Raw genomic sequence first — 24,227 nt, forward strand, 5'->3', positions numbered from 1 at the left:
TTACCGCCAATTTATTCTGTGCCAAATTCACGGCGTTTTTTGGCAAAGAACCGATCCAGTCGATCCATCGCATCTTCAAGATCAATCAGATTTGGCAAAAATACCACACGGAAATGATCTGGCTGATCCCAGTTAAAGCCTGTACCTTGAACAATCAGCACCTTTTCTTCGATCAATAGCTCCATCATAAATTTCATATCATTATCAATCGGATAGACATCACGATCAATCTTAGCAAAGCAATAAAACGCCCCTTGTGGTGTGGTGCAACTGATGCCTTTGATGGCGTTTAGACGCTGTACCGCCAAATCACGCTGTTTGCACAGTCTGCCTGTCGGTGCGGTCAAAGCCTGCATGGACTGATAGCCACCCATCGCTGTCTGGATGGCATATTGTGCTGGCACATTGGCACACAGACGCATACTAGCGAGCATGGTCAAGCCCTCAATAAAATCGGTGGCGTGATCTTTTTTGCCCGACAGCATCAGCCAGCCCGAGCGATAGCCTGCGATACGATGCGACTTGGATAAGCCGTTGAAAGTCAGCACCAAGCATTCATCAGTGATGGTACACATCGGCGTATGCACCGCACCATCGTACAAGATGCGATCATAAATCTCATCTGCCATGATGACTAAGCCATATTTTTTGGCAAGGCTTGCGATGCTGTGTAGCATCTCATCAGAGTACAGCGCGCCGGTTGGGTTGTTTGGATTGATGATGACGATGCCTTTGGTGCGTGGCGTGATTTTACTTTCAATATCCGCCAAATCAGGCTGCCAGTTATCATCTTCATTACAGCGATAATGCACTGCCGTACCACCTGCCAGATTTGCTGCCGCCGTCCATAGTGGATAATCAGGCATCGGGATCAGCACTTCATCACCGTCATCAAGCAATGCCTGCATGGTCATCACAATCAGCTCACTCACACCATTGCCGATATAGACATCCGCCACATCGGTCGCCGTCAACAACCCTTTGGCTTGATAATATTGCAAAATCGCCTTACGCGCTGCAAAAATCCCTTGTGAATCCGAATAACCCGACGCATCATTCAAATTCATCGCCACATCACGGACAATCTCATCTGGTGGCAATAGCCCAAATGGTGCTGGATTGCCGATATTCAGCTTGATGATACGCTGACCTTCAGCTTCCATGCGTACAGCAGTCTGAAGCAGTTCGCCACGAATATCGTAGCAGACATTAGCAAGTTTACTGGATTTTTTTAGGGGTTTTGGGGTGTCGGTAAGCATAGCAGTTTCCACAGGTTGTGTCGTTTGTAAAATTGGAGTCATCATCGGCATACCCATTGGCGTGACGGCATCATCGCCCCGCAGCAAATAACTTTCGCTCACGCCAAGCACTTGGGCAAGAATCGGTAATTTAGCACTGGCAATGCCATTTTTGCCACATTCCCAATTGGCAATCGCACCACGACTGATAGGCGAGCCATACTCCCCCATCTTGATCGCTAAGCTTTCAGCAGACATACCGAGTGCCTTGCGACGCTGTTTTAGGCGAAGTCCTTGGGCTTGGGTACTGGTTAATGTGTCGTGACTGTCATTGTCTTGCAAAATTTGGCTCATGGCAACCATCGCTGATGAATGAATGGCAGTATTTTACGCCTATATTGACCATTTTGCAAGTTGTGCTTTACAAAATTCGCACACTTTGCAAGGTAAATCAGATAGTAATGCTAATTTTGCAAGTTTTACTTGCAAATATCTGGGATATGCACTGATTTTGTACTTATTTTTAGCCAATCATTCAAATTATCCGCCCATCTTGTGTTACAATCATCTCATCACAACCCTAATTTCTCACCAAATACTCAAGGATATCCATGAAAACCATCGACCAAGACACCTTACGCACCATGACAGATAACGATTGGCGAGAGCGACTTGATGAACTCTCTTACTATGTATTACGCCAAAAAGGTACGGAGCGGGCATTTACAGGGATTTATACCGATACCGAGACGGCAGGCACTTATCACTGCAAGGGCTGTCATGCGCCATTATTTAGTAGCACGGCGAAATTTCATTCTGGCTGTGGCTGGCCAAGCTTTGATCAAGTCATCAGCGCCGATGCTGTCGATGAAACGCTGGATCTGTCGCACGGTATGCGCCGTATTGAAGTGACTTGCCATCACTGCGGCGGCCATCTGGGTCATGTGTTTAATGATAATTATGTCACCGATACTGGTCTGAGATACTGTATTAATTCTGCAGCGATTGTATTAGATGCAGACAAGTAATTATCATAAACTGCTATTTAACTATTTTTATAGAAAAACCCAAGACACCAAGCATCTTGGGTTTCTTAGATTGGATAGTTTCAATCAAACTAAGCGACTTAGCCACCGAACACTGCGAATTTGAACACCCATAAAGCTGCGATGATCCACACCATATACGGCACAGATTTTGCCTTACCAGTGAACAGCTTGATCAGCGCATAGCTGATAAAGCCCATGGCGATGCCATCCGCGATCGAATAAGTCAGCGGCATAAAGACAATGGTCAAAAACGCAGGCGCAGCTTCGGTGATGTCCGTCCAGTCGATGTCAAGGATGCCTTGAATCATCAAAATCGCGATGAACAGCAATGCTGGCGCAACCGCAAAACCCGGAATCGACTGAGCCAATGGTGCAAGGAACAAGCAACCCAAGAACAATAGCGCCACAACCACAGCCGTCAGACCCGTGCGACCACCTGCTGCCACGCCCGATGCCGACTCGATATATGGCGTGGTCGATGATGTCCCTAGTGCTGCACCTGCGACGATGGCAGCCGAGTCAGCGAACAGCGCGCGTTTTAGACGGGGTAATTTACCATCAACAAGCAAGCCTGCACGGTACGACACACCCACCAAAGTCCCTGTCGAATCGAACAAATCCACCAAGAAAAACACAAAAATCACACCGATCAGACTTGCGGTAAATAAGCCGTCAAAGTCCATCTGCATAAAGGTCGGCGCAAGTGATGGCACTTCACCGACGATGCCCTGAAACTCATTATGTCCTGTCAAAGTCGATAGCACCGTCACCGCCAAAATACTGATGATAATCGCTCCCGTAACGCGAAAATGATGCAGCACAATCATCATCAAAAAGCCCAAAAACGCATATAGCACTTGTGGGGATTTCAGATCGCCAAGCTGGACGAGCGTGAACTGATTGGCGACGACAATGCCTGATTTTTGGAACGCGATGAACGCCAAAAACAAGCCGATACCACCACCGATAGCAAGCTTCAATGACATCGGAATGGCATTGACGATTTGTTCACGGATGCTTAATAAACTGATGATAAAAAACACAATCCCAGAGACAAAAACAGCCGCCAATGCCGTCTGCCACGGCACAGCCATCGCCCCAAGACACACCGAAGCGAAATAGGCATTGAGCCCCATACCCGGTGCAAGTGCGATCGGATAGTTAGCAAAAATACCCATTACAAGGCAGCCAATCGCCGCCGCCAAGCAAGTCGCCACAAAGATCGCGCCATAATCCATACCCGTCTCCGATAGAATGATCGGATTGATGATCATGATATAGCACATGGTCAAAAAGGTGGTGATACCCGCGATGGTTTCGGTTTTGATCGTTGTACCGTTTTCGGATAATTTAAATAGGCTTTCAAATAAACCTTGAGAATGAGAACTTGACATAAGCCAACCTTAAAAGTAAAAAAAGCCGTCATCAGGCACACACAGCCCAATACAGCTCCTTGATTTTATTGATGATGATTTGAATGATTACAAACAATAATAGTATAGCACAATTTGTGTAGCAATCCTATTTATTGTATCTGTATAAATAGCCAAGATAATAGGAATATAAGAACCGACACCTATAGGGTGCGTTGTACGCACCATTAAGATACCTAATATGTCAATTTACCAAAAAGATTTGCCAAATTTATCATAAAAATCAAGTATTTGTGGTGTATTGGTGCGGATGCCGCACCCTACGGTTCATTATTTTAATTAACACCAATCATCAATTTAATTTTCTCTTTTGTCACTAAACCCCACCCACAAAAAAACCAGCCCTTACAAGCTGGTTTTTTAACGCCTTTTTTAATCAATCCGCGATTTTCTCACCGTGGATGGCTAGGTCAAGACCTTGATATTCATCTTCGGCATCGACACGCAAGCCCATGGTATATTTGATCACAAGACCGATCACCGCTGTCATCACCGCAGAATAGGCGATGGTCGCAAGGACGCCTTCGATTTGTAGCCACAGCTGCTCAGCCATGCTGACATTGGCAGCATCTGGATAGATGGTAGTACTGACGAACACCCCAGTCAAGACCGCACCGACGATACCACCGACACCATGCAGACCGAACGCATCTAGACTATCATCGATACCCAGGCGGCGTTTGCCATAATGGATCATCACAAAGCACGCCACCGCAGTCAAAGCACCGATTGCCAAAGCACCAGTCACATCCACGAAGCCTGCCGCAGGAGTGATACCCACAAGACCCGCGATCGCACCTGATGCACCGCCAAGGGCTGAAGCTTTGTTACGCACGAAGTATTCACACACCATCCAAGCCAATGCACCGATTGCTGCTGCCACTTGCGAGACCACGAGTGCCATCGCCGCGCTGCCATTTGCACCCAATGCCGAGCCGCCATTGAAGCCGAACCAGCCGACCCACACCAAGCCTGCACCGATCAAGGTCAATGATAGGTTTGCAGGGGCAAGATTGCCTTTGCCGTAGTCTTTACGCTTGCCAAGCAGTGCCGCCAGTACCAAGCCTGCCACGCCTGCATTGATATGCACCACAGTACCGCCCGCGAAATCCAGCGCATCGCCAGTCAGCCAGCCGCCGCCCCATACCCAGTGGCAGATCGGTGCATAGACCAGCAGTACCCACGCCGCTGAGAACCATAGGAATGAGCCGAATTTGATACGCTCAGCCAACGAACCCGCCAAAATCGCAACAGTAATCACCGCAAAGGTCAATTGGAAAATCACAAACAAAATGGTCGGAATGCTACCACTTAAGTCATCAAGCCCAATCCCTGCAAGCATCGCATTGGCAAAACCACCAACAAAAGCATTCATGCTGCCTTCAGAGAACGCCAGCGAATAGCCCAGCACCACCCACAGCACCGACACCACCGCCGCCGCGCCGTAGCTGTGCATCATGGTTGATAGGATATTTTTCTTACGCACCATCCCTGCATAAAACAGCGCAAGCCCTGGTAAAGTCATCATCAGCACAAGTGCAGTCGAGACCAGCACCCACGAAGTATCACCAGTATCAAGCACATCTTCAGCGAACGCCATATTTGATAATCCCAGCAATCCTAAGCCTAACAACGCCGATTGCCAACCTTTTACCACTTTCATTGATTACCCCTTATCACTCTTTTCACCTATTTTTATCAAATCAATGCATTATGCCACTTACAGTGCCGATTCATCCATCTCGCCTGTGCGAATGCGGATCACTTGCTCCAGTGGCGATATGAAAATCTTACCATCACCGATACGACCAGTATTCGTACATTGAATAATCACTTCGATGATTTGCTCGACCATCTCATCGGTGGTGGCGATTTCGATCTTCACTTTTGGCAAAAAATCCACCACATATTCTGCACCGCGGTACATCTCGGTATGTCCTTGCTGACGACCAAAGCCCTTGACTTCGGTGGCGGTGATGCCCTGCACGCCGATTTCGGATAAGCCTTCACGCACTTCGTCAAGCTTGAATGGCTTGATGATGGCACTGATTAACTTCATGTTTTACTCCTTGATTTGTCGCTGAATGCTGTAAAAGTTTGCAAGTGATTGTTGCAACTTTATATCGTGAACATAGTATGCAAAACTTTGATAAAAATGAAAAACGGTTTATTTTTATAAAAAATCTTTTATTTATCATTTTTTCTTATGATATCATTATTTTAAATATTCAATTGTTTTTATGAATTTATCATAAGTATTTATTATTAAATGGATTTTGGCTGAATTTGATATAATTTGATTAAATTTGCTTAATCAAATTTCTGCGCTTCAGATATTGCTTGAAAAATTGTTTGGCTGTGGGAAACTTATGGTTATTAATCCATGAATTTACCATGATTGCATTGCAAGCCAACCGCCAAAGCCTTACAATAAGCACAACTTCTCAATTTGCACACTTTGGACGACATATGACAGACACCAAACAGCTTACCATCGGCATCGTCGCAGGCGAGATCTCAGGCGATGCACTGGGCGCGGATTTCATGCAGCAGATGAACGCCATTCATCCACATATCCGCTGGGTGGGTGTGGGCGGCACGCAGATGGCGGCGCAGGGCTTGGCATCAGTGATCAAAATGAGCCGCTTATCAGTGATGGGATTGGTTGAAGTCATCAAGCATTTGCCTGATTTATTATCAGCAAAAAAAGAGGTTTTGGCAGCATTTGCCGATGCTAAGATCGATATGTTCATTGGCATTGACGCGCCTGATTTTAATCTGCGACTGGGCAAAGCGCTTAAGCCACAAGGTGTGTACTGTGTGCAATATGTCAGCCCGTCGGTATGGGCGTGGCGCGAAAATCGCATTCATGGCATCATGGCAGCGACCAATCTTGTGCTGTGCTTATTTCCGTTCGAACTTGGGGTCTATGCCAAGCACAAGCACCCTGCCGCCTGCGTCGGTCATCCGCTACTTGGCAAGCTGACCACAGACAGCCGCACGCTTGTTAATCGCCGCCAAGAGCTGATCGCCGCCCTACCGCAGTTTGCCCTAAATAATATCCATAATAATCAGCCGCTGATTTGTCTGATGGCAGGCTCTCGCACTTCTGAGATCACCGCCATCTTGCCACTGCTCATCGAAAGCGCGCAAAAAATCAGCCAAACTGTGCCAAATTGCCAATTCATCCTGCCTGTGGTCAGTCGCGAACACGCGCAGCTGGTGCAGGATTTTTGCCAATCGCACGCCGCTAATTTGTCCGATAGTATGCATATTGTGCATAATGATGGGCAATTTTCATACACCGATGGCTTGGGTTTGAGCCAAGCTTGCATGAATTCCAGTGATGTCGTACTGCTCGCATCAGGTACGGCAACACTTGAGTGTCTGCTGCTTGAGCGTCCGATGGTGGTGGTGTATAAGGTGAGCCGCATTACTTATGCCATCGCCAAGCGATTGGTAAAAATCCCTTATGTCAGCCTGCCAAATATCTTATCAAATCAGCAAATTGGCACTGCCATCGTCCCAGAGCTGATCCAAGCTGATGCCAATAGTGATGCGGTCAGTCAGCACGCCTTGGTAATTTTGCACAATCCAAGCGAGCAGACGCAGAAACTTACCCAGACTGCACGCACCCTACGCGCAGACAGCCATGCCAATGCAGCACAGGCGGTGTTGGATGGGTATTTTGGCAATCAGATCTAAAAAGCGTGATTAGCTTATTTGATTCTTAACCATTTGATTTTAAAAGAGATTTGTAAGGGCGTATCGCACACGCTCGTGAGTGTTTTTTTAAACTATTGAAAATAAATTCGGAAAAACAATGACCATCAATTTATCTCAGCTTGCATCATTATGCACCATCACCCAAAAACCCGCCATCAATACACCACTACCGCCGCGCGTGGTGATCGGCGTCGATGAAGTCGGCCGCGGTGCGTTGTTTGGGCATATGACGGTAGCGGCTGCGATTTTGCCGAGTGATTTGACGGGAAATTTTGGTGAAATTGATCTTGGCGATACACCGATCAAGCTATTAAATGACAGCAAGAAACTCACTGAAAAACGCCGAGAAAGCTTGTTTGAACCGATAAAATCACTTGCTTATGATTATGCCATCGTCGATGTGCCGCGCACCGTGATTGATGAGATTAACATCGCCAATGCCACGATGTTTGGGATGCGTCTTGCCATCGAATCATTGTTGTCGCGCCATCAGCTGACGCCGAGCAGTACGAGCATTCTTGTCGATGGCATACAGTTTCCTAATCTACAAAATGGCGTGGCGGCGGCATTTTATGACAATCACACACTAATCAAAGGCGATGGCACGCATTCAACCATTGCTTGTGCCAGTATTCTTGCCAAAGTGCATCGCGATCGTGCGATGGTCGAATACGGTAAAGCCTTTCCAGAATATCGTATCGAAGGACACAAAGGCTATCTGACCGCAATGCATAAAGCTGCCATTCTTGAACACGGCATCTTGCCTGAGCATCGCCGCAGCTATTCACCGATCAAAGAGCTGTATCACGATGGCTTTATCAATCGCACTTATTGGCAGGGTGTGTAAAACCGACTGGTTGGTTTTACTTATTAATTTAAAAAGGGGCTGTAGTAGATTAGCACTTATGCTATACTACAAACATGAAGATAACTCGTTGTAAATTAAGTAAAAAAGTTCAAATAAAACTGCTTGAATTTTTTGTTGCACAAGTTACTGCTAGAACAGCAAGTGATTTGCTTGGCATTCAGCACAATTCAGCAGCTTTATTTTACCGCAAAATCAGACTTGTGATAGAATATAATCTCAACCTTGAAGCTCACACTTTGTTTGATGGTGAAGTAGAGCTTGATGAAAGCTACTTCGGTGGCATTCGCAAAGGTAAGCGAGGTCGTGGCGCTGGTGGTAAAACAGCTGTATTTGGTCTTTTGAAGCGTAATGGCAAGGTTTATACTGTTGTGGTAAAAGATACCAAGCAAAGCACCTTAATGCCTATCATCTCAAGCAAAATCAAGCCAGATAGCATCGTTTACACAGATAGTTACAGAAGCTATAATGCTCTTGATGTGAGTGAGTTTAAACACTTTCGCATCAATCATTCCAAAGAGTTTGTCAAAGACCACAACCACATCAACGGCATTGAAAATTTCTGGTCTCAAGCTAAACGAGTACTTAGAAAATACAATGGCATTGACAAGAAAAACTTCCATCTTTTTATCAAAGAATGTGAGTTTAGATTTAACTACAGTACACCATCTAATCAGCTTAAAATATTGAGAAAATGGTGTGGGATTTAGACCTTATCTACTACAGCCCCTTTAAAAAAATAACGGCAGCACATCACTGTCGTTATTTTTTTGCCATCACTTAACCGCGTTTTTTCTCCGCGCGCTTAAACTTCTGAATACGCTTTTTCTCACGCATAAGCTTGGCTTTATTTTTCACCACAGGGTTTTTCTTGCCTTCATATGGGTTGGCATTTTGTTTGAATTCCACATGCAAAGGCGTACCTTCAAGCTTAAATACATTGCGATAGACATTCTCAAGATAACGCTGATAGCTCTTTGGTAAGGCAGAAGTTTGGTTGCCATGAATAACGATTACCGGTGGATTGTGTCCGCCAAGGTGTGCATAGCGAAGCTTGATGCGGCGTCCAGAGACCATCGGCGGTGGATGATTTGCCACAGCATCTTCTAGGATACGCGTCAGCTGATTGGTTGATACCTTAAACATCGATGCGTCATATGCCTTGTGGATTGATGGGTACAGATTGCCCACACCATTGCCATACAGGGCTGAGATCAGATGGATTTTCACCCACGGCACGAAATTGAAACGGCGATCAATCTCAATTTTCACAATGTCTTTTTGTTCTTGGGTTAAGCCATCCCATTTATTGATCGCAACGACAATCGCACGCCCTGCATCGAGCGCATAGCCCAGCATATGCAAATCTTGATCAACAATCCCTTCTTTGGCATCGATCACCACCACGACGACATTGGCATCTTTGATGGCTTGCAAGGTCTTGACGACCGAGAATTTCTCCACTTTCTCATCAATGCGACCACGGCGACGCACACCCGCTGTATCGATCAAGACATAATTGCGCCCTTCGCGTTCAAACGGAATATAAATACTGTCGCGCGTCGTCCCCGGCATATCAAAGACCACCACGCGCTCTTCGCCAAGTAAGCGGTTCACCAGTGTTGATTTACCGACATTCGGACGACCAATAATGGCAAGCTTCAGGGCTTGCTCATCAAGCTCATCACTCTCTTCATCTTCAGGCATATCAGCGGTCAAGGCTTCAAGCAGGTTATTTACGCCCTTGCCGTGACTTGCCGCCATCGGAAATGGCTCGCCAAAGCCCAAGGCGAAAAATTCAGCTGAGCTTGCTTCATGCACGCCATCCATCTTGTTCGCGACCAGATACACAGGCTTGCCAAGGCTGTGCAAAAAGCGCGCAATCTCACTATCAGCACCAATCATACCCACGCGCGCATCAACGACGAACACCACGATGTCCGCTTCATGGATCGCGGTATATGACTGCGTCGCCATATAATCATCGATATTGCCCGTGCCGTCATCCATCTCACCGATACCGCCTGTATCAACGACGATGAATGATTTGTTTTCATAATGAGCGTCGCCATATTGACGGTCGCGGGTCAGACCTGCAAGGTCAGCCACCAATGCTTGACGGCTTTTGGTCAGCTGATTGAATAATGTGGATTTGCCGACATTGGGACGACCAATCAAGGCAACGACAGGTTTTATGCTCATATAAAAACTCTTAACTTTTTATCAATGAATCATACAATCAAAATGAGATTGATGATTATTTTTTAAACAAAATATAAAAACGGCAAAACCTTTGTTGCCAATGACAACAAAGGAATGCTAATAATAGCCACAAAAGCCTAATTCGCTTTAGCTTTTATGGCTATAAAATGACTTAGAACTGATAAATGCTGACCACGCCATTGGCACTTTGGGTGTATAGGCGATTGCCATAGACTTGTAAGCTGGTCAATTCATGCTTGCTATCGACACGGCTGATGATTTTACCCATGGTGTCAAACACATGGATGATGCCATCTTTGTCACCGACAGCGATATATTGACCGATGGTGACAGGATTGGTCAGACCACGGAATTTCAAATCGCTGTTACGCCACAGCACATCACCAGTGATGCGATCAAAGGCGATCACTTCGCCATCGACGCTAGCACCGATTACTGCACTGCCAAGCACACTCACGCCTTGGATGGTGGCAAGCTCACTGACAAACATGGTGCGACCTGTCGCCATATCAAAGCCAACCAACTGACCACTGTAGCTTGCTGCATATAGATGCTGACCTGCGACGATCGGTGTGCCATCAACATCACGCAGCTTGGCGATATCGCCCGAGCCTGCCGCCAGACCGACACGGCGCACCCACACAGGTGAACCGCTTGCAACATCGATCGCGTGGATACGACCATCTGCCGCACCGATCAATGCCGTCTTGACATCAACCATGATCGGTGCTGCCATACCACGAATGCTCAGGCTTGGTGCTTGGCTGCTGTACTGCCAATCGATCGCACCTGTGGCAAGATTTAGACCATAGACCACGCTGCCATTGGTTGATACGATGACTTTGCCATTATTAATCAGTGCAGGTGCAAGGCTTGCTGATGGCAGCTGTACCGTCCAGCGTGTTTGACCTGTCGCGCGATCCAGTGCCACGACAGCACCTTGACGCGTACCCACGACCACCGTATCACCTGACACCGCCACACCACTGGTGATGGCATCATTGACATTGGCTGCCCAAGCTAGCTGACCACCATCAAAGGCACTGACTACGCCACCACGGCTGGCAGCGATATAGCCTGTTTCAGTTTGAGCGATTTTTAGATCCACCACATCTTTATCTTTGGCTTTGTTGCGCTTAAAAGTCGATGTGCCCTGCTCAAGCTTGGTACTGGCAACTTGGCTTAATACCGCAACAGATTGCTCAAGCTTAACCAGTTTGGTCGGCTTTCTTGGATCTTCTTGAAAAATGCGCTTACCTGCACTACAGCCGACCATCGCGACCGCCAGTGTAGCAACCAAAGCTGTTTTGATAAAAGCTTGAGACATATCGTATCCTTTGAATGAAATAAAATGCAAAACGATTTTATTATAGCGTTTTGTTGCTAAGCACTAATTGCCAGTTTGTGTAGTTTGTGTTTCTGCTGACGCATCAGCTACTGCTTGTGCATCTTGTGCAGGCTCAGCGACAGCTTGTTCACCTTGCACTTCTGCTGCTTGCTGTGTCGGCTGATTGACAATCGGCGTTGGCACTTCGATCGGATCAGCAATCACGCCCAATGCTTGTAGTTTTAGACTCAGCACTGCACGATTTTCTTGGCGTGCTTTTAGCAGATCCCAAGCAGCAAGATAAGCTTTTTTGGCAGATTCTGTGTCATTTTTTGCCACAGCGATGTCGCCCAACAGTTCTTGGCGTGATGGCTCGAATGCTTCAGGCATCGTTTCATTGGCAACTGCTGTCGCACCATCGATGTCATTATTAGCTAGCATGGCGCGTGCATAGCGAATTTTGGTAATCGCTGCCAAGCCTTCATCACCCGTATCGATAGCTGTAGCCTGACTCAGTGTCGTCACCGCCCCTGCCAGATCATCATTATCTGTCTGATGGCGCGCCTTGATCATCAGCGCTTGCCATGCATAAGCGGTATCACCATGTTCCGCGACCAACGCATCGATGTCAGCGAACAGCTTGGTTTCTTCTTCAGCGATCAGTTTTTTGGTCGCTTCATCTTGCGCACCATTGGCAGCTGCCAGCACGATTTGGTCATTGCGATCACTGATGACGGTGTATTTGTCCGCTGCCACAGTATCGACCTTGGCATAATGCTTTTGGTAATATTGCCAACCAAAAAACGCTGCCAACACCAACAGCACCGCATAGATGATTTTTTCGCCATGCATTTTTAGGGCGTTGATTGATTGGCTGTCCGCAAAGCCGTTATTTTTCGTTTCAGACATGAGTGTACTCTAAATAAATTTTAAACGCATTATAACACAAACGACAAGGTAGCAGTCAATCACACATCAAAATGATGACTTGCCGCCACACGCGCCTGCTCACCCGTCGCCATGGTCTTGACGGTGATTTCGCCCGCTGCCACTTCATCTTCGGCGATGATTACGGTATGCGATGCGCCTGATTTATCCGCCTTTTTCATCTGTGCTTTTAGGCTTGTAGCACTTGCCATTTTTACACGCAAGTTTGGCTGACGATGACGCAGCTCACTGGCGTATTTCATGCCTTGCACATAGCATTCAGACAATGCGGTGACAAAGATATCGCATTGCGCTTGTTCATCAAATGGATTCACCGCTTCAATCAACAAAAGCAAGCGCTCAAGCCCCATCGCAAAGCCCACACCAGGCTCAGATTGCTCAGGCTTACCCTTAATGATACCAACCAAGCCATCATAGCGACCACCACCGCAGACCGTTGCCTGCGAGCCAAGCTTATCTGTGACCCATTCAAAGACAGTCTTATTATAATAATCCAAGCCGCGCACAAGCTTTTCATTAATCTCAAAGCCAATGCCCAAAGCGGTCAAATATTCTTGCACTTTGGCAAAATGCGCTTTGGTATCATCACCCAAAAATTCGCTTAATTTTGGTGCATTTTGTAAAATCGCTTGGGTTTTTTCATCTTTACTGTCCAAGATTCGCAGTGGATTGGTGCTAAGACGACGCTGTGAATCTTCGTCCAGATCCGCCTTGTGCACGGTCAAATACGCCACCAAAGCCGCTTTGTACGCTTGACGCTCATCTGATTCACCCAAAGTATTTAATTGTAGTTTTACTTCATGATCAATGCCCAGCACCTGCCACATACGATGCGTCATGGCAATCAGCTCAGCATCAGCATCAGGCAGCTCACTGCCAAAACATTCCACACCCAATTGATGGAACTGGCGATAGCGACCTTTTTGCGGACGCTCATAGCGAAACATCGGGCCGATATACCAAAGCTTCGGCGTATCGCCACGCGTCAAATTATGCTCGATCACCGCACGCACCGCACCTGCTGTACCTTCTGGTCGCAAAGTCAATGCAGTCGGTGGTTCGCCCTTGTCAAAAAAGCTGTACATTTCTTTTTCGACGATGTCTGTCGCTTCACCAACACCGCGCGCGAACAGCTGTGTCTCTTCGACGATCGGCAAGCGAATTTGGCTAAAACCGTAGCCATCCAGCACGCTGATTAGCTTAGATTCTAGGCGACGCCAATTTGGGCTATCGCTTGGCAAAACATCATTAAAGCCCTTGATCGCGGTAATCTTACTCATGTTTTTTTCCTTATAATTTTTTAAAAATTCTACATAAAATTTGACAAAGCACAGCTAGATTTTAGCCCTGCACGCGCAAAATCTCATTGGCGCGATTATCCTGAATTTCTTTGACCTGCGCACGCACCATGGCTTCGATTTCATCGACTAGCTTGGTGGTATCAATCAAATGGCTTTTTTGACCATTGCGATATACAAGGCTATTTGGGCTTGCGCCGACCACGCCAATGGTCGCTTCTTTGGCTTCGCCTGGCCCATTCACTTTACAGCCAATCACCGACAAATCCAGCGGCTCACGCACATCTTCTAGGCGCGCTTCTAGCTCATTCATCACTTTAATGACATCAAATTCTTGGCGACTGCAGCTTGGGCAAGCAATAAAATTCACCCCATTTGAGCGAATGCCTAATGATTTTAGAATATCAAAGCCGATTTTAATCTCTTCTTCAGGTTCAGCCGCCAGCGAAATGCGCATGGTATCGCCAATGCCATCAAGCAAAAGACCACCCAAAGCGATTGCTGATTTCACCGTACCGGTACGATACACGCCCGCTTCGGTCACACCTAGGTGTAGCGGATTGTCAATCTGGGCTGAAATCAAACGATAGGCATCTAAAGTTAAAAATACATTCGATGCTTTAACTGAGATTTTATAATTTTGAAAATCCAGTTTTTCCAAAATATCAATATGACGAAGTGCTGATTCTAGCATCGCTTCACCAGTCGGTTCGCCGTATTTTTTTTGTAAATCTTTTTCTAGTGAGCCAGCATTGACGCCGATGCGAATTGGCACATTATGATGACGCGCCGCAGCGACCACTTCACGCACTTTGGCATCGTTGCCGATATTACCTGGGTTAATGCGCAGGCAGTCAGCACCTGCATCTGCCACAGCGATGGCGATTTTATGATCAAAGTGAATATCAGCAATCAATGGTACTGAAACCTGTTTTTTGATCTCAGCAAATGCAGCCACACTTTCCATTGTCGGTGTCGAAACACGCATCAAATCAGCACCTGCATCGACACAGCGCTGGATCTGCGCGACCGTCGCTGCGACATCACAAGTATTGGTATTGGTCATACTCTGCACGCTGATCGGCGCATCACCACCGATGGCGACATTACCGACATGGATTTTTTTGGTAGGACGGCGTTTGATAGGATTGTATGCTGACATGGTTATCACTTATTATTTATTCTTAATAAAAATTCGATTTTTCATAACTTTTTATAAAAAATCATTCAGCTGACTGTTGGCGTTTTTCGATGCTTTCTTGCCATTTTTTGGCACGGCGTGTGCGATCCGCCACTTGTCCCACAAGTTGCCCACACGCCGCATCAATATCATCGCCGCGTGTTTGGCGAATGGTGCAAACAAAGCCTGCGTTATTTAAAATATTGCTAAAGGCATGAATGCGGTTGTTACTTGAGCGATCGTATGGTGCGTGCGGAAATGGGTTGAATGGAATTAAGTTGATCTTACTTGGCAAATCTTTTAATAGCGCGACCAATTGGCGTGCGTGCTCATCGCTATCATTGACGCCGGCGAGCATGACATATTCGATGGTGACATGTTTTTTGTGGCGTGGATTTTCATCATAGACATAAGCTTTGGCAGCTTTGATCAGCTCAGATAATGGATATTTTTTGTTAATCGGTACAAGCTCATCGCGCAGTGTGTCATTAGGCGCGTGCAAGCTGATGGCAAGCGCAACATCAATATCTTTAGCAAGATCATACATCTTCGGCACGACGCCCGATGTCGATAGCGTGACGCGACGCTTAGAAAGACCAAAGGCATGATCATCCAGCATCAAAGACATCGATGCTACGACAGGCCCGTAATTGAGCAGCGGTTCACCCATGCCCATCATCACCACATTGGTCACGCGGTTCTCACGCTCAGTCGGTGCAACATCTTCCATATAGGACTGATTGGCAACCCACAGCTGACCGATGATCTCGCTTGGGGTCAGATCACGCTCAAAGCCCTGTTTACCTGTACTGCAAAATGAACAATCCAATGCACAGCCCACTTGGCTTGAGATACACAAGGTCTTGCGCCCAAATTGCTTATTATCATCAGCAGGAATCAGCACAGTCTCGACCAGCGAACCCCCTGCCACTTCAAAGACCCACTTACGCGTACCGTCATTACTAAATTCTTTGTACTTGACTTTTGGCGGGATGACGCACGCCGTCTCATGTAGGCGTTGTTGTAGTTTTTTTGAAATATTAGTCATCTCAAAAAAGTCAGTCACGCCAAATTGATAAATCCACTTCATCACCTGCGTCGCACGAAATGGCTTTTCGCCAAGGCTGATAAAAAACGCCGACAGCTCATCTTTGGACATGCCCAAAAGATTGATCTTGCTTTCTTTGGCATCTTCGGCGGTATCAGGGGTATGAATGACTGGGATTTTATTCACGGCAAACTCAAGCTTCACTTTGCAATTAAATGCTCTATTATACTAAATTTTTGGTAGGATTGATAGATTTTTGGTGGTGGTTGTGTGTTTGCTCGTGTGAGTTATAAAAAGGCAAAATGAACTGTGTGCCATTGCTCATATCCGATGTGCTAGTATGCTTGGATTTAAGGTTGCCACTGTCAGAAATTGGCATAGCCAATCTAGCGGGCCGATACAGTCAAAAATGATTAACGGTAAGCCATTTTGGTCGGTCAAAGATATCAGACAACTGCTCGGAGAATGAATTTTACCCTGTATGACAACATACAGGGTATTTTTTATCCACGCAAAAGTCTTAACACTGGTTATTATGTGGTTATTATTTTATTTTGGTTATTAAAACACAAAATAAAAGACTTACAACTTTCGCTGTAAGTCTTTGATTTTATTGGTACCAGTGGTCGGACTCGAACCGACACGCTTTTAAGGGCAACGGATTTTGAATCCGTCGTGTCTACCAATTTCACCACACTGGCATGCATGGTTAAGCTCATTGGCTTATGAGTGCGTATTATACACGAAGATTTTGGGGTGTCAAGCATATTTTTGAATTTTTTATTCAAGATTTTCATATTGGAAAAATTTGCCTTGTCCATTCTAAAATCTCTTTATTTTCAATAAATTAAGCCCAATTCTTTTTTTACTTTATCAACCATTCAAGTATTTAACCACTTTCAAAATCATCCCACTGCACGAACCTTCATCATCATTGATAAAAAAGTGACTGGCAGAATAAACCCCACTATACCACCCCTTCCACGATCTGCTGCAGCACATCTATCAAAAGCTGGCGATCCACAGCCTTAGTATTGATCACATAATAGCGATCTTTGGCAACTAAAGTTGCACTATGGTACACCACACCCTTTTTATCGGTAAATCGTTCAAGACTGACAGGCACACCAAGCACTGATTCATTCAGCGTCTCAGCAATCATCTCCACAGGCTGATCTGCCGTGATTCGTGTTTCAAAAATCTCAATGCGCGCTTTACTTATAGGATTTTCGAACAATCGGTACAGGCTTTGATATGCACCATTATTAAGATTACCTTCATATTCTCGCCCTGTAAGCACAAAACCCTGACTTGCCAATATTGCAGGTCGCACAGGCTCAAAAGCCAATTTTTGCCGTCTGCCAAAGCGATAAGTCATCTTGGCATGAGTGGCTTGTTTAAACTGTGTAGTCAGCACACCTTTTAGACTGCCTACAGCATGTAATCTCTTGATGTCATCGGCAGTGATGGCATAATTTTGCGCCGCATTTGCCAAAGCCACATAATGCACATACACAGGCTCGGTGCTTTCAGGTGCTGTTTGCAAGCTTGTCACCACAGGCTCAACCACGAGCGGCGCATTGTCCGCCTTACCCCCGCGCCAAAATACCACGCCAGAGACACCGACCACCGCGACCGCCACGCCAAGCGCGATGGCAAGTTTTTTATTACTGACCTTTGGGACGATATCAGTTTTGGGAAGTAATTTCATGCTCAGTCATCCATCGGCGAAGGCTTGGCAAACAGCGATAATTGCTCGGTCGGCGGCAGGTAACTGACCTGCAAACTGCCCGATACCACACAGCAGCACGCCAACACTTCATCATCAGCCAGCTGCACCAAAGGCGGTAGTCGATGATGAAATCCACCCGTCTTGGCAGTCACTCGCATCCGACACGCGCCGCAATAGCCCTGCCGACATTCATAGCGCACCTGCTTATGCTCGGTGCGAATCATGCCGTCCAGCAAGGTTTCGTTCTCATGCAGATAAAATCGCATCTCGTCTGTAAATACCCAGCCCATGCCCATGCCTATTAACATCAAGGCGCACCAAATCACAACATCCTATCGCGAATGTCACACATTTAGCACGCCCAAGAAAATTAATTTTTTAGTAAAATTTAATTATAATTCAAAATCATCCAAATCCACATCGTCCAAATCGGCATCAATCTGACCGACCAAATAAGTGGTGATTTCGGTTTCTTGAGGCGCAACCTGCACATTGTCCGATGACAGCCACGCATTAATCCATGGAATCGGATTGCTCTTAGTCTCAAAAATCGCAGGCAAGCCAATCGCCGCCATACGCGCATTGGTGATAAACTCAATATATTGACACAAAATATCGCGGTTTAAGCCAATCATCGACCCATCTTTAAACAAATAATCCGCCCATGCTTTTTCTTGCTCGGCAGCACTTTTAAAAATCTCAATCGCTTCATCTTGACAAGCCGCCGCGATCTCAACCATCTCAGGGTCATCTTTGCCTTGACGCATGAAATTGATGATATGCTGCGTACCATTTAAATGCAAAGCTTCATCGCGTGCGATCATCTTGATAATCTTGGCATTGCCTTCCATCAATTTACGCTCAGCAAAGGCAAAGCTACAAGCGAAAGATACATAAAAACGGATAGCTTCTAGCACATTCACCGCGACGATGCACAGGTACAATTGCTTTTTCAGATTTTTTAGATTGACTTCATAAGTGACGCCATCGACAGTATAACTGCCTTCGCCGTGCAAATCGTACAATTTGGCACAAGTGTGCAAATCATCATAATATTTGGCGATGTCAGTGGCGCGCTCTAGGATATATTTATTATCAATAATATCATCAAAAATCTTGCTTGGGTCATTGACAACATTGCGGATAATATGCGTGTAGCTGCGCGAGTGAATGGTCTCAGAGAACGACCAAGTCTCAATCCAAGTTTCAAGCTCAGGAATAGATACCAATGGCAATAGCACGACATTCGGGCTGCGACCTTGGATGCTATCAAGCAGCGTTTGATATTTTAGATTACTTAAAAAAATATGCTGCTCATGCGCTGATAATTCCGCAAAATCAATGCGGTCTTTTGAGACATCAATCTCTTCAGGTCGCCAAAAAAATGACAGCTGCTTTTCGATCAATTGTTCAAAAATCGGGTGCTTTTGTTGGTCGTAGCGTGAGACATTGACAGGCTGACCAAAAAACATCGGCTCTTTGAGCGCATCGTTTTTATTTTGGCAAAAAATAGAATAATGCATGGCAAAAATCCAAATATAATTAAATTCCTAATGCCAAATAATGGCGATTTATGACTTTTTAAACCGATAATCTTACCACAAAATGGTGTATTTTTTCCAACCTTTGACAGATTTTTCTTGTGTGTCAAATTAGCGGATAAACTTGCAACATTCGTTTACATTTATGCCACTAAAGAGCCAAATATTCTTCACCAAATATGATTATTATTCTTGTTTGGTGAATTTTCTCAATTAAATAGGTGATTAACCATGAAAAGCGTTATTAAATTCATCCCTGTAATCGCGCTTATGCTTGGCAGCACAGACGCTCTATCAAACACCGCACCACACTCTGATGCCGATCAAGCGTGCAAAAGTGCAGTTAAAACTCGCACAGTCAATTACACTTGCCAAAATGGCGAAAAAGTGTCGGTAAAATATGGCTTTAACAAACAAAACCTACCGACTTACGCACAAGCTTCATTAAATGGCAAAACTCGCTTCATGCCAATCAACCCATATCACACCGATGATGTCGGCACTGTATTCGGAGATGAAGACAATTTCAGTCTGAGCGGCGGCGTTGATGCCAATGCCCTAACCTACAAAAATATCCGTAAATCAAGCATTAATGTTTTAAGCCCAGCTTCAGAAATCATTCATAAAGGATGCCATGCGGTTAAGAGATAATCGCCTACATATCAATAAATCAGCAAAAAAGGTTTGAAAGGTAATTTCAAACCTTTTTACATAACTAAAGCTTAAAGCGTATCCAATCCACGCGCCAAATCTTTGATAATATCTTCAGCTGCTTCAAGCCCCACAGATAGGCGAATCAAGCCATCATTCACCCCTGCTTCTTGTCTGGCTTCAGGCGTCATACGAAAATGCGTGGTCGTCGCAGGGTGCGTTATGGTTGATTTTGCATCACCCAAATTATTAGTAATACTAATCACTCGTGTGCTGTCGATCACCTGCCAAGCCGCCGTTTGATCAGCAACTTCAAAGCCAATAATCGCACCGAATGCGCCTGTAATCGCGCCACCACTGACATGATTCAGCGCGGTGTGCTGACGCTTAGCGACTTCATGGCTAGGATGCGTCGGCAAACCTGAAAAATGCACGGCTTTAACCTTTGGATGATTGACCAAAAATTCTGCCACACGATTGGCATTTTCGCAGTGTGCTTTCATGCGAAGCGATAGTGTTTCCAAACCCTTTAATAGCACCCACGCATTAAATGGCGATAAGCTAATACCACCTGTACGCACCACGCCAAAGGCTTTTTCCATCAACTCATCTGAGCCAACCAACGCACCGCCCAATACACGCCCTTGCCCATCGATATATTTGCTCGCCGAATGAATGACCACATCCGCACCCAAATCCATTGGCTTTTGGATCGCAGGGGTGGCAAAGCAGTTATCGACGATCAACAGTGCATCATGAGAATGTGCAAGATTACTTAAAAATGATAAATCAGCAATTTGCGCCAATGGGTTCGATGGACTTTCACAATACAGCACGCGCGTATTTGGCTGAATTGCCGCTGCCCATGCATCGTTATCAAAGCAATCCACATAGCTGACTTCAACGCCAAAAGCCTTAAAATAAGTATCAAACAACGCCACCGATGAGCCAAATAACTGCTTGGCACACAGTAAATGATCGCCTGCTTTTAGATAAGCAAGACACATAGTCAAAATCGCCCCCATGCCGCTTGCAGTCGCCACACAGCGTTCACCATTTTCAAGCAATGCTAAACGACGCTCAAAAGCGCGCACGGTTGGATTGGTATGGCGGCTATAGACATTGCCTTTTTTATTGCCATTAAAATGATCGGCAGCATCGGCGGCAGATTTATACACATAGCTACTGGTGGTGAAAATCGCTTCGCCATGCTCGCCTTCATCCGTGCGATGGTAGCCACCACGCACCGCCAAAGTCTGCTCAAAAAAACCAAGGCTTGGGTCAAGCGCATCAGATTGCCAATTTGGGTCTAGCTGTGTCATTTATTATCCTTATTTTGTCAAGAATCGGTGATAAAATCGCCCCTAGCATATCATATTTTTGGCAAAATAAGTAGCCAGACAAAAAACCACAACAGCCACTTTTAAGCCAATAAATCCAATCACTGTCCGCTTAAAGCATTTATACAAAATTTCCATCACTGATTCATTCATCCATAAATTCCTGAATGGAAAATATAAAGTCAATTTTGTTGTTAGAATTTCATATTGATTTTTTGTACAGTATGCTTGTTTGTTGTGCCAGTGCTTTATTAATGTTTATTTATCAGTACTCAGCTCAATATTTCCTATTCAATATTTTAGGAGAACTACAATGACAACTTTAAAAAATGGTAAAATTCTAGCCGTCGCATTGGGTGCAAGCCTTGCCCTAGCTGCCTGCTCAAAAACCGAACAAAAAACCGAAACCAGCAGCACAGGCGGTATTGAGCTATTAAATGTATCTTATGATGTGGCGCGTGATTTTTATAAAGATTATAACGAAATCTTCAAAAAGCACTACACCACCACCCATCCTGACGCCAAAATCGAAATCAAACAATCGCATGGCGGCTCAAGCAAACAGGCTCTATCTGTTAAGAATGGCTTACAAGCCGATGTCGCAACCATGAACCAAGGCTCTGACATCGAACTGCTTGCCGATGCCAAATTGGTCGATGCCAACTGGCGTCAAGCCTTCCCAAATAACGCCATTCCATTTACGAGTACCATCGTATTTTTGGTGCGTGAAGGCAATCCAAAAGGTGTAAAAGACTGGAGCGACCTTGCCAATCAAGGCACAGAAATCGTCATCGCCAACCCAAAAACCACAGGCAACGGTCGCTATGCTTTCCTTGGTGCGTATGGCTATGGCTTGCACACTTTCAATAAAGACGAAAATAAGACCAAAGAATTTGCCAAACAGTTATTGGGCAATGTCAAGGTATTTGAAAATGGTGGACGCGCAGCGACGACGACTTTTGCTCAGCGTGGCATCGGCGATGTGCTGATCACCTTTGAAAACGAAGCCAATGTCATCAAAGGTAAATTTGGTAATGTTGAGATTATTTATCCTAGCTACACAGTCAATGCTGAGAACCCTGTCGCGGTGGTAAAATCAGTCACTGACAGCAAAGGCACGACCGAAGCAGCGACCGAATATCTCAACTACCTATACAGCGACGAAGCGCAAGAGCTTGCGACCAAATTCTACTTGCGCCCAAGCAATCCTGATATCCTAGCCAAGCACAAAGACAAATTCCCAGAGATGACTACTTTCTTCCCAAATGATGTCTTTGGTGATTGGGCAAGCATCATGAGCACCTACTTCAGCGAAGGCGGTATTTATGATCAACTTGCTGTCGCATCACAAAATAAATAAGTAGCAAATCTTTAGAATCAGTCAGGTGAAAATCTGGCTGATTTTTTTGCTTGCGCAAATCTCGTTATTCTTATTTTGAATAATCATTGCAAGTTTCTGCGTTTTGAAAATCTATAAATTTTCGCTAAATTAAGCACATCAAATGACCGCTAATCTTAGTGATGATTTTTAAGGAAACCCGTATGAAATTTGCCAAAAGTTTCACCATTGCCGCGCTGAGCCTTGCAAGCTTATTTAGCATCTCTGCCTGCTCAAATGCCGACAGCAAGACAGCTAGTGCAGGCTCAACTGTCGCTGATCGCATTGAACTATTAAATGTCTCTTATGGTGTTTCACGAGATTTTTATAAACAATTCAATGAGTTATTCATCGAACATTATAAAACGAGCAATCCAAATATCACGGTTAGTATCAAACAGTCACACGGCGGCTCAAGCAAACAAGCGCTATCCGTAGCAAATGGCTTGGCTGCCGATGTCGTTACCATGAACCAAAATTCAGATATTGAGCTCTTGGTTACTAAAGGACTTATTGAGAACAATTGGCAAGATAAACTGGATAATAAAGCCGTGCCTTTTACCAGCAGCACCGTCTTTTTGGTGCGCAAAGGCAATCCTAAAGCCATCAAGGACTGGGCAGATTTGACGCGCCAAGATGTGCAGATTATCCTACCTAGTCCTAAGACTTCGGGCAATGGTCGCTATGCATTTTTGGCAGCCTATGGCTATGGCTTGCACACATTTAATAATGACACCGCACAGACAGATGCTTTTATCAAAACGCTGCTTGGTAATGTCGCGATCTTTGATGGTGGTGCGCGTGCTGCGACAACGACTTTCACGCAGCGCGGTATTGGCGATGTGCTGATCACACCAGAAAACGAAGCCAATCACATCGCCCATCAGCTTAATCAAGGTGAATTCGAAGTCGTATATCCAAGCTATACTGTCGCTACCGAAAATCCAGTCGCCGTCGTCGATCGTGTCACTGCCAAAAAAGGCAGTGAAAAAGTTGCGCATGATTATTTAGCTTATCTGTATAGTGACGCAGGACAAGAGCTTGCTGCACAGCTTTATTTACGCCCAAGCAATCCAAATATCCTTGCCAAATATCAAGATCGCTTTCCTGCCATCACCACTTTCTTGGTCAATGATGTCTTTGGTGGCTGGGATCATGTGATGACGACCTATTTTGCCGATGGCGCTAAGTTTGATCAGCTGGCGTTGCAGAAGTAAATTATCAAAGCAAACAAAAACCGCACCATTGAA

Annotated in this window: 21 protein-coding genes and 1 tRNA gene; 7 read left to right on the forward strand and 15 right to left on the reverse strand. The window is 45.5% G+C overall.

Features of this window, described 5'->3' with window-relative positions; genetic code table 11:
- Nucleotides 1–11: 11 nt before the first annotated feature.
- Complete coding sequence (locus tag NKU06_RS00635) at nt 12–1,592, reverse strand: aminotransferase class I/II-fold pyridoxal phosphate-dependent enzyme (protein WP_254731558.1); 1,581 nt, start codon at nt 1,590–1,592, stop codon at nt 12–14.
- Nucleotides 1,593–1,849: 257 nt separating this feature from the next.
- Between NKU06_RS00635 and msrB the strand changes: the two genes are divergently transcribed.
- Nucleotides 1,850–2,266, forward strand: a complete 417-nt coding sequence (msrB, locus tag NKU06_RS00640; protein ID WP_254731560.1) for a peptide-methionine (R)-S-oxide reductase MsrB — start codon at nt 1,850–1,852, stop codon at nt 2,264–2,266.
- Nucleotides 2,267–2,364: 98 nt separating this feature from the next.
- Here msrB and NKU06_RS00645 read toward each other — a convergent pair whose 3' ends face one another.
- The 3 genes from NKU06_RS00645 to NKU06_RS00655 all read right to left on the reverse strand — a co-directional run bounded on the left by NKU06_RS00645 (nt 2,365) and on the right by NKU06_RS00655 (nt 5,779).
- Complete coding sequence (locus NKU06_RS00645) at nt 2,365–3,681, reverse strand: NCS2 family permease (RefSeq protein ID WP_254731562.1); 1,317 nt, start codon at nt 3,679–3,681, stop codon at nt 2,365–2,367.
- Nucleotides 3,682–4,096: 415 nt separating this feature from the next.
- Entirely contained in the window at nt 4,097–5,383 is a 1,287-nt protein-coding gene (locus NKU06_RS00650; protein WP_305884399.1) for an ammonium transporter, read from the reverse strand.
- Between the two features lie 57 nt (nt 5,384–5,440).
- Nucleotides 5,441–5,779, reverse strand: coding sequence for a P-II family nitrogen regulator (locus NKU06_RS00655; RefSeq protein ID WP_254731564.1), 339 nt, complete (start codon nt 5,777–5,779; stop codon nt 5,441–5,443).
- Nucleotides 5,780–6,189: 410 nt separating this feature from the next.
- Here NKU06_RS00655 and lpxB point away from each other — a divergent pair, with 410 nt between their 5' ends.
- The 3 genes from lpxB (at nt 6,190) to NKU06_RS00670 (ending at nt 9,021) form a co-directional block, all read left to right on the forward strand.
- The gene (lpxB, locus tag NKU06_RS00660) at nt 6,190–7,425 is read left to right on the forward strand and encodes a lipid-A-disaccharide synthase (protein WP_254731566.1); all 1,236 of its coding nucleotides are present in this window, start codon (nt 6,190–6,192) and stop codon (nt 7,423–7,425) included.
- 118 nt (nt 7,426–7,543) lie between these two features.
- Entirely contained in the window at nt 7,544–8,293 is a 750-nt protein-coding gene (locus NKU06_RS00665) for a ribonuclease HII (RefSeq protein ID WP_254731568.1), read from the forward strand.
- Between the two features lie 74 nt (nt 8,294–8,367).
- The gene (locus tag NKU06_RS00670; RefSeq protein WP_254728721.1) at nt 8,368–9,021 is read left to right on the forward strand and encodes an IS1595 family transposase; all 654 of its coding nucleotides are present in this window, start codon (nt 8,368–8,370) and stop codon (nt 9,019–9,021) included.
- 70 nt (nt 9,022–9,091) lie between these two features.
- Here the strand turns inward: NKU06_RS00670 and der are convergent, their stop codons facing one another.
- The 10 genes from der to nrdB all read right to left on the reverse strand — a co-directional run bounded on the left by der (nt 9,092) and on the right by nrdB (nt 19,590).
- A complete protein-coding gene (gene der, locus NKU06_RS00675; protein ID WP_254731570.1) occupies nt 9,092–10,513 on the reverse strand; it encodes a ribosome biogenesis GTPase Der in 1,422 nt (473 codons plus the stop codon).
- A gap of 172 nt (nt 10,514–10,685) precedes the next feature.
- Nucleotides 10,686–11,861, reverse strand: a complete 1,176-nt coding sequence (gene bamB, locus NKU06_RS00680) for an outer membrane protein assembly factor BamB (protein WP_254731572.1) — start codon at nt 11,859–11,861, stop codon at nt 10,686–10,688.
- Between the two features lie 63 nt (nt 11,862–11,924).
- Complete coding sequence (locus tag NKU06_RS00685; RefSeq protein WP_254731574.1) at nt 11,925–12,770, reverse strand: tetratricopeptide repeat protein; 846 nt, start codon at nt 12,768–12,770, stop codon at nt 11,925–11,927.
- Nucleotides 12,771–12,829: 59 nt separating this feature from the next.
- Nucleotides 12,830–14,089 carry a histidine--tRNA ligase gene (gene hisS, locus NKU06_RS00690; protein ID WP_254731576.1) on the reverse strand — a complete coding sequence of 420 codons (1,260 nt, stop codon included), beginning with the start codon at nt 14,087–14,089 and terminating at the stop codon, nt 12,830–12,832.
- A gap of 61 nt (nt 14,090–14,150) precedes the next feature.
- The gene (gene ispG / locus NKU06_RS00695; RefSeq protein ID WP_253223889.1) at nt 14,151–15,269 is read right to left on the reverse strand and encodes a flavodoxin-dependent (E)-4-hydroxy-3-methylbut-2-enyl-diphosphate synthase; all 1,119 of its coding nucleotides are present in this window, start codon (nt 15,267–15,269) and stop codon (nt 14,151–14,153) included.
- Between the two features lie 61 nt (nt 15,270–15,330).
- Nucleotides 15,331–16,521, reverse strand: coding sequence for a 23S rRNA (adenine(2503)-C(2))-methyltransferase RlmN (gene rlmN, locus NKU06_RS00700; protein ID WP_254731578.1), 1,191 nt, complete (start codon nt 16,519–16,521; stop codon nt 15,331–15,333).
- 428 nt (nt 16,522–16,949) lie between these two features.
- A tRNA-Leu gene (locus NKU06_RS00705) sits at nt 16,950–17,036 on the reverse strand.
- 266 nt (nt 17,037–17,302) lie between these two features.
- A complete protein-coding gene (locus tag NKU06_RS00710; protein ID WP_254731580.1) occupies nt 17,303–18,046 on the reverse strand; it encodes a hypothetical protein in 744 nt (247 codons plus the stop codon).
- 2 nt (nt 18,047–18,048) lie between these two features.
- Nucleotides 18,049–18,375 carry a 2Fe-2S iron-sulfur cluster-binding protein gene (locus NKU06_RS00715; RefSeq protein WP_254731582.1) on the reverse strand — a complete coding sequence of 109 codons (327 nt, stop codon included), beginning with the start codon at nt 18,373–18,375 and terminating at the stop codon, nt 18,049–18,051.
- 84 nt (nt 18,376–18,459) lie between these two features.
- Nucleotides 18,460–19,590, reverse strand: coding sequence for a class Ia ribonucleoside-diphosphate reductase subunit beta (nrdB, locus tag NKU06_RS00720; protein ID WP_254731584.1), 1,131 nt, complete (start codon nt 19,588–19,590; stop codon nt 18,460–18,462).
- 249 nt (nt 19,591–19,839) lie between these two features.
- Here nrdB and NKU06_RS00725 point away from each other — a divergent pair, with 249 nt between their 5' ends.
- Nucleotides 19,840–20,259, forward strand: a complete 420-nt coding sequence (locus tag NKU06_RS00725) for an adhesin (RefSeq protein WP_254731586.1) — start codon at nt 19,840–19,842, stop codon at nt 20,257–20,259.
- A 71-nt stretch (nt 20,260–20,330) separates the two neighbouring features.
- Here the strand turns inward: NKU06_RS00725 and NKU06_RS00730 are convergent, their stop codons facing one another.
- Nucleotides 20,331–21,581 carry an O-succinylhomoserine sulfhydrylase gene (locus NKU06_RS00730; RefSeq protein WP_254731588.1) on the reverse strand — a complete coding sequence of 417 codons (1,251 nt, stop codon included), beginning with the start codon at nt 21,579–21,581 and terminating at the stop codon, nt 20,331–20,333.
- Nucleotides 21,582–21,912: 331 nt separating this feature from the next.
- Here NKU06_RS00730 and NKU06_RS00735 point away from each other — a divergent pair, with 331 nt between their 5' ends.
- Together NKU06_RS00735 and NKU06_RS00740 are read left to right on the forward strand one after the other, a co-directional pair.
- Nucleotides 21,913–22,959, forward strand: a complete 1,047-nt coding sequence (locus NKU06_RS00735; RefSeq protein WP_254731590.1) for a sulfate ABC transporter substrate-binding protein — start codon at nt 21,913–21,915, stop codon at nt 22,957–22,959.
- Nucleotides 22,960–23,141: 182 nt separating this feature from the next.
- Nucleotides 23,142–24,194 carry a sulfate ABC transporter substrate-binding protein gene (locus NKU06_RS00740; RefSeq protein ID WP_254731592.1) on the forward strand — a complete coding sequence of 351 codons (1,053 nt, stop codon included), beginning with the start codon at nt 23,142–23,144 and terminating at the stop codon, nt 24,192–24,194.
- Nucleotides 24,195–24,227: the final 33 nt, after the last annotated feature.

The sequence above is a fragment of the Moraxella sp. FZLJ2109 genome (genome assembly GCF_024296965.1).
Taxonomy (GTDB): Bacteria; Pseudomonadota; Gammaproteobacteria; order Pseudomonadales; family Moraxellaceae; genus Moraxella.

Excerpts from the sequence above, each read along its gene's own strand:
- NKU06_RS00635 (WP_254731558.1), bottom strand. The coding sequence starts at position 1,592 with ATGAGCCAAATTTTGCAAGACAATGACAGTCACGACACATTAACCAGT.
- msrB (WP_254731560.1), top strand. The coding sequence starts at position 1,850 with ATGAAAACCATCGACCAAGACACCTTACGCACCATGACAGATAACGAT.
- NKU06_RS00645 (WP_254731562.1), bottom strand. The coding sequence starts at position 3,681 with ATGTCAAGTTCTCATTCTCAAGGTTTATTTGAAAGCCTATTTAAATTA.
- NKU06_RS00650 (WP_305884399.1), bottom strand. The coding sequence starts at position 5,383 with ATGAAAGTGGTAAAAGGTTGGCAATCGGCGTTGTTAGGCTTAGGATTG.
- NKU06_RS00655 (WP_254731564.1), bottom strand. The coding sequence starts at position 5,779 with ATGAAGTTAATCAGTGCCATCATCAAGCCATTCAAGCTTGACGAAGTG.
- lpxB (WP_254731566.1), top strand. The coding sequence starts at position 6,190 with ATGACAGACACCAAACAGCTTACCATCGGCATCGTCGCAGGCGAGATC.
- NKU06_RS00665 (WP_254731568.1), top strand. The coding sequence starts at position 7,544 with ATGACCATCAATTTATCTCAGCTTGCATCATTATGCACCATCACCCAA.
- NKU06_RS00670 (WP_254728721.1), top strand. The coding sequence starts at position 8,368 with ATGAAGATAACTCGTTGTAAATTAAGTAAAAAAGTTCAAATAAAACTG.
- der (WP_254731570.1), bottom strand. The coding sequence starts at position 10,513 with ATGAGCATAAAACCTGTCGTTGCCTTGATTGGTCGTCCCAATGTCGGC.
- bamB (WP_254731572.1), bottom strand. The coding sequence starts at position 11,861 with ATGTCTCAAGCTTTTATCAAAACAGCTTTGGTTGCTACACTGGCGGTC.
- NKU06_RS00685 (WP_254731574.1), bottom strand. The coding sequence starts at position 12,770 with ATGTCTGAAACGAAAAATAACGGCTTTGCGGACAGCCAATCAATCAAC.
- hisS (WP_254731576.1), bottom strand. The coding sequence starts at position 14,089 with ATGAGTAAGATTACCGCGATCAAGGGCTTTAATGATGTTTTGCCAAGC.
- ispG (WP_253223889.1), bottom strand. The coding sequence starts at position 15,269 with ATGTCAGCATACAATCCTATCAAACGCCGTCCTACCAAAAAAATCCAT.
- NKU06_RS00710 (WP_254731580.1), bottom strand. The coding sequence starts at position 18,046 with ATGAAATTACTTCCCAAAACTGATATCGTCCCAAAGGTCAGTAATAAA.
- NKU06_RS00715 (WP_254731582.1), bottom strand. The coding sequence starts at position 18,375 with ATGTTAATAGGCATGGGCATGGGCTGGGTATTTACAGACGAGATGCGA.
- nrdB (WP_254731584.1), bottom strand. The coding sequence starts at position 19,590 with ATGCATTATTCTATTTTTTGCCAAAATAAAAACGATGCGCTCAAAGAG.
- NKU06_RS00725 (WP_254731586.1), top strand. The coding sequence starts at position 19,840 with ATGAAAAGCGTTATTAAATTCATCCCTGTAATCGCGCTTATGCTTGGC.
- NKU06_RS00730 (WP_254731588.1), bottom strand. The coding sequence starts at position 21,581 with ATGACACAGCTAGACCCAAATTGGCAATCTGATGCGCTTGACCCAAGC.
- NKU06_RS00735 (WP_254731590.1), top strand. The coding sequence starts at position 21,913 with ATGACAACTTTAAAAAATGGTAAAATTCTAGCCGTCGCATTGGGTGCA.
- NKU06_RS00740 (WP_254731592.1), top strand. The coding sequence starts at position 23,142 with ATGAAATTTGCCAAAAGTTTCACCATTGCCGCGCTGAGCCTTGCAAGC.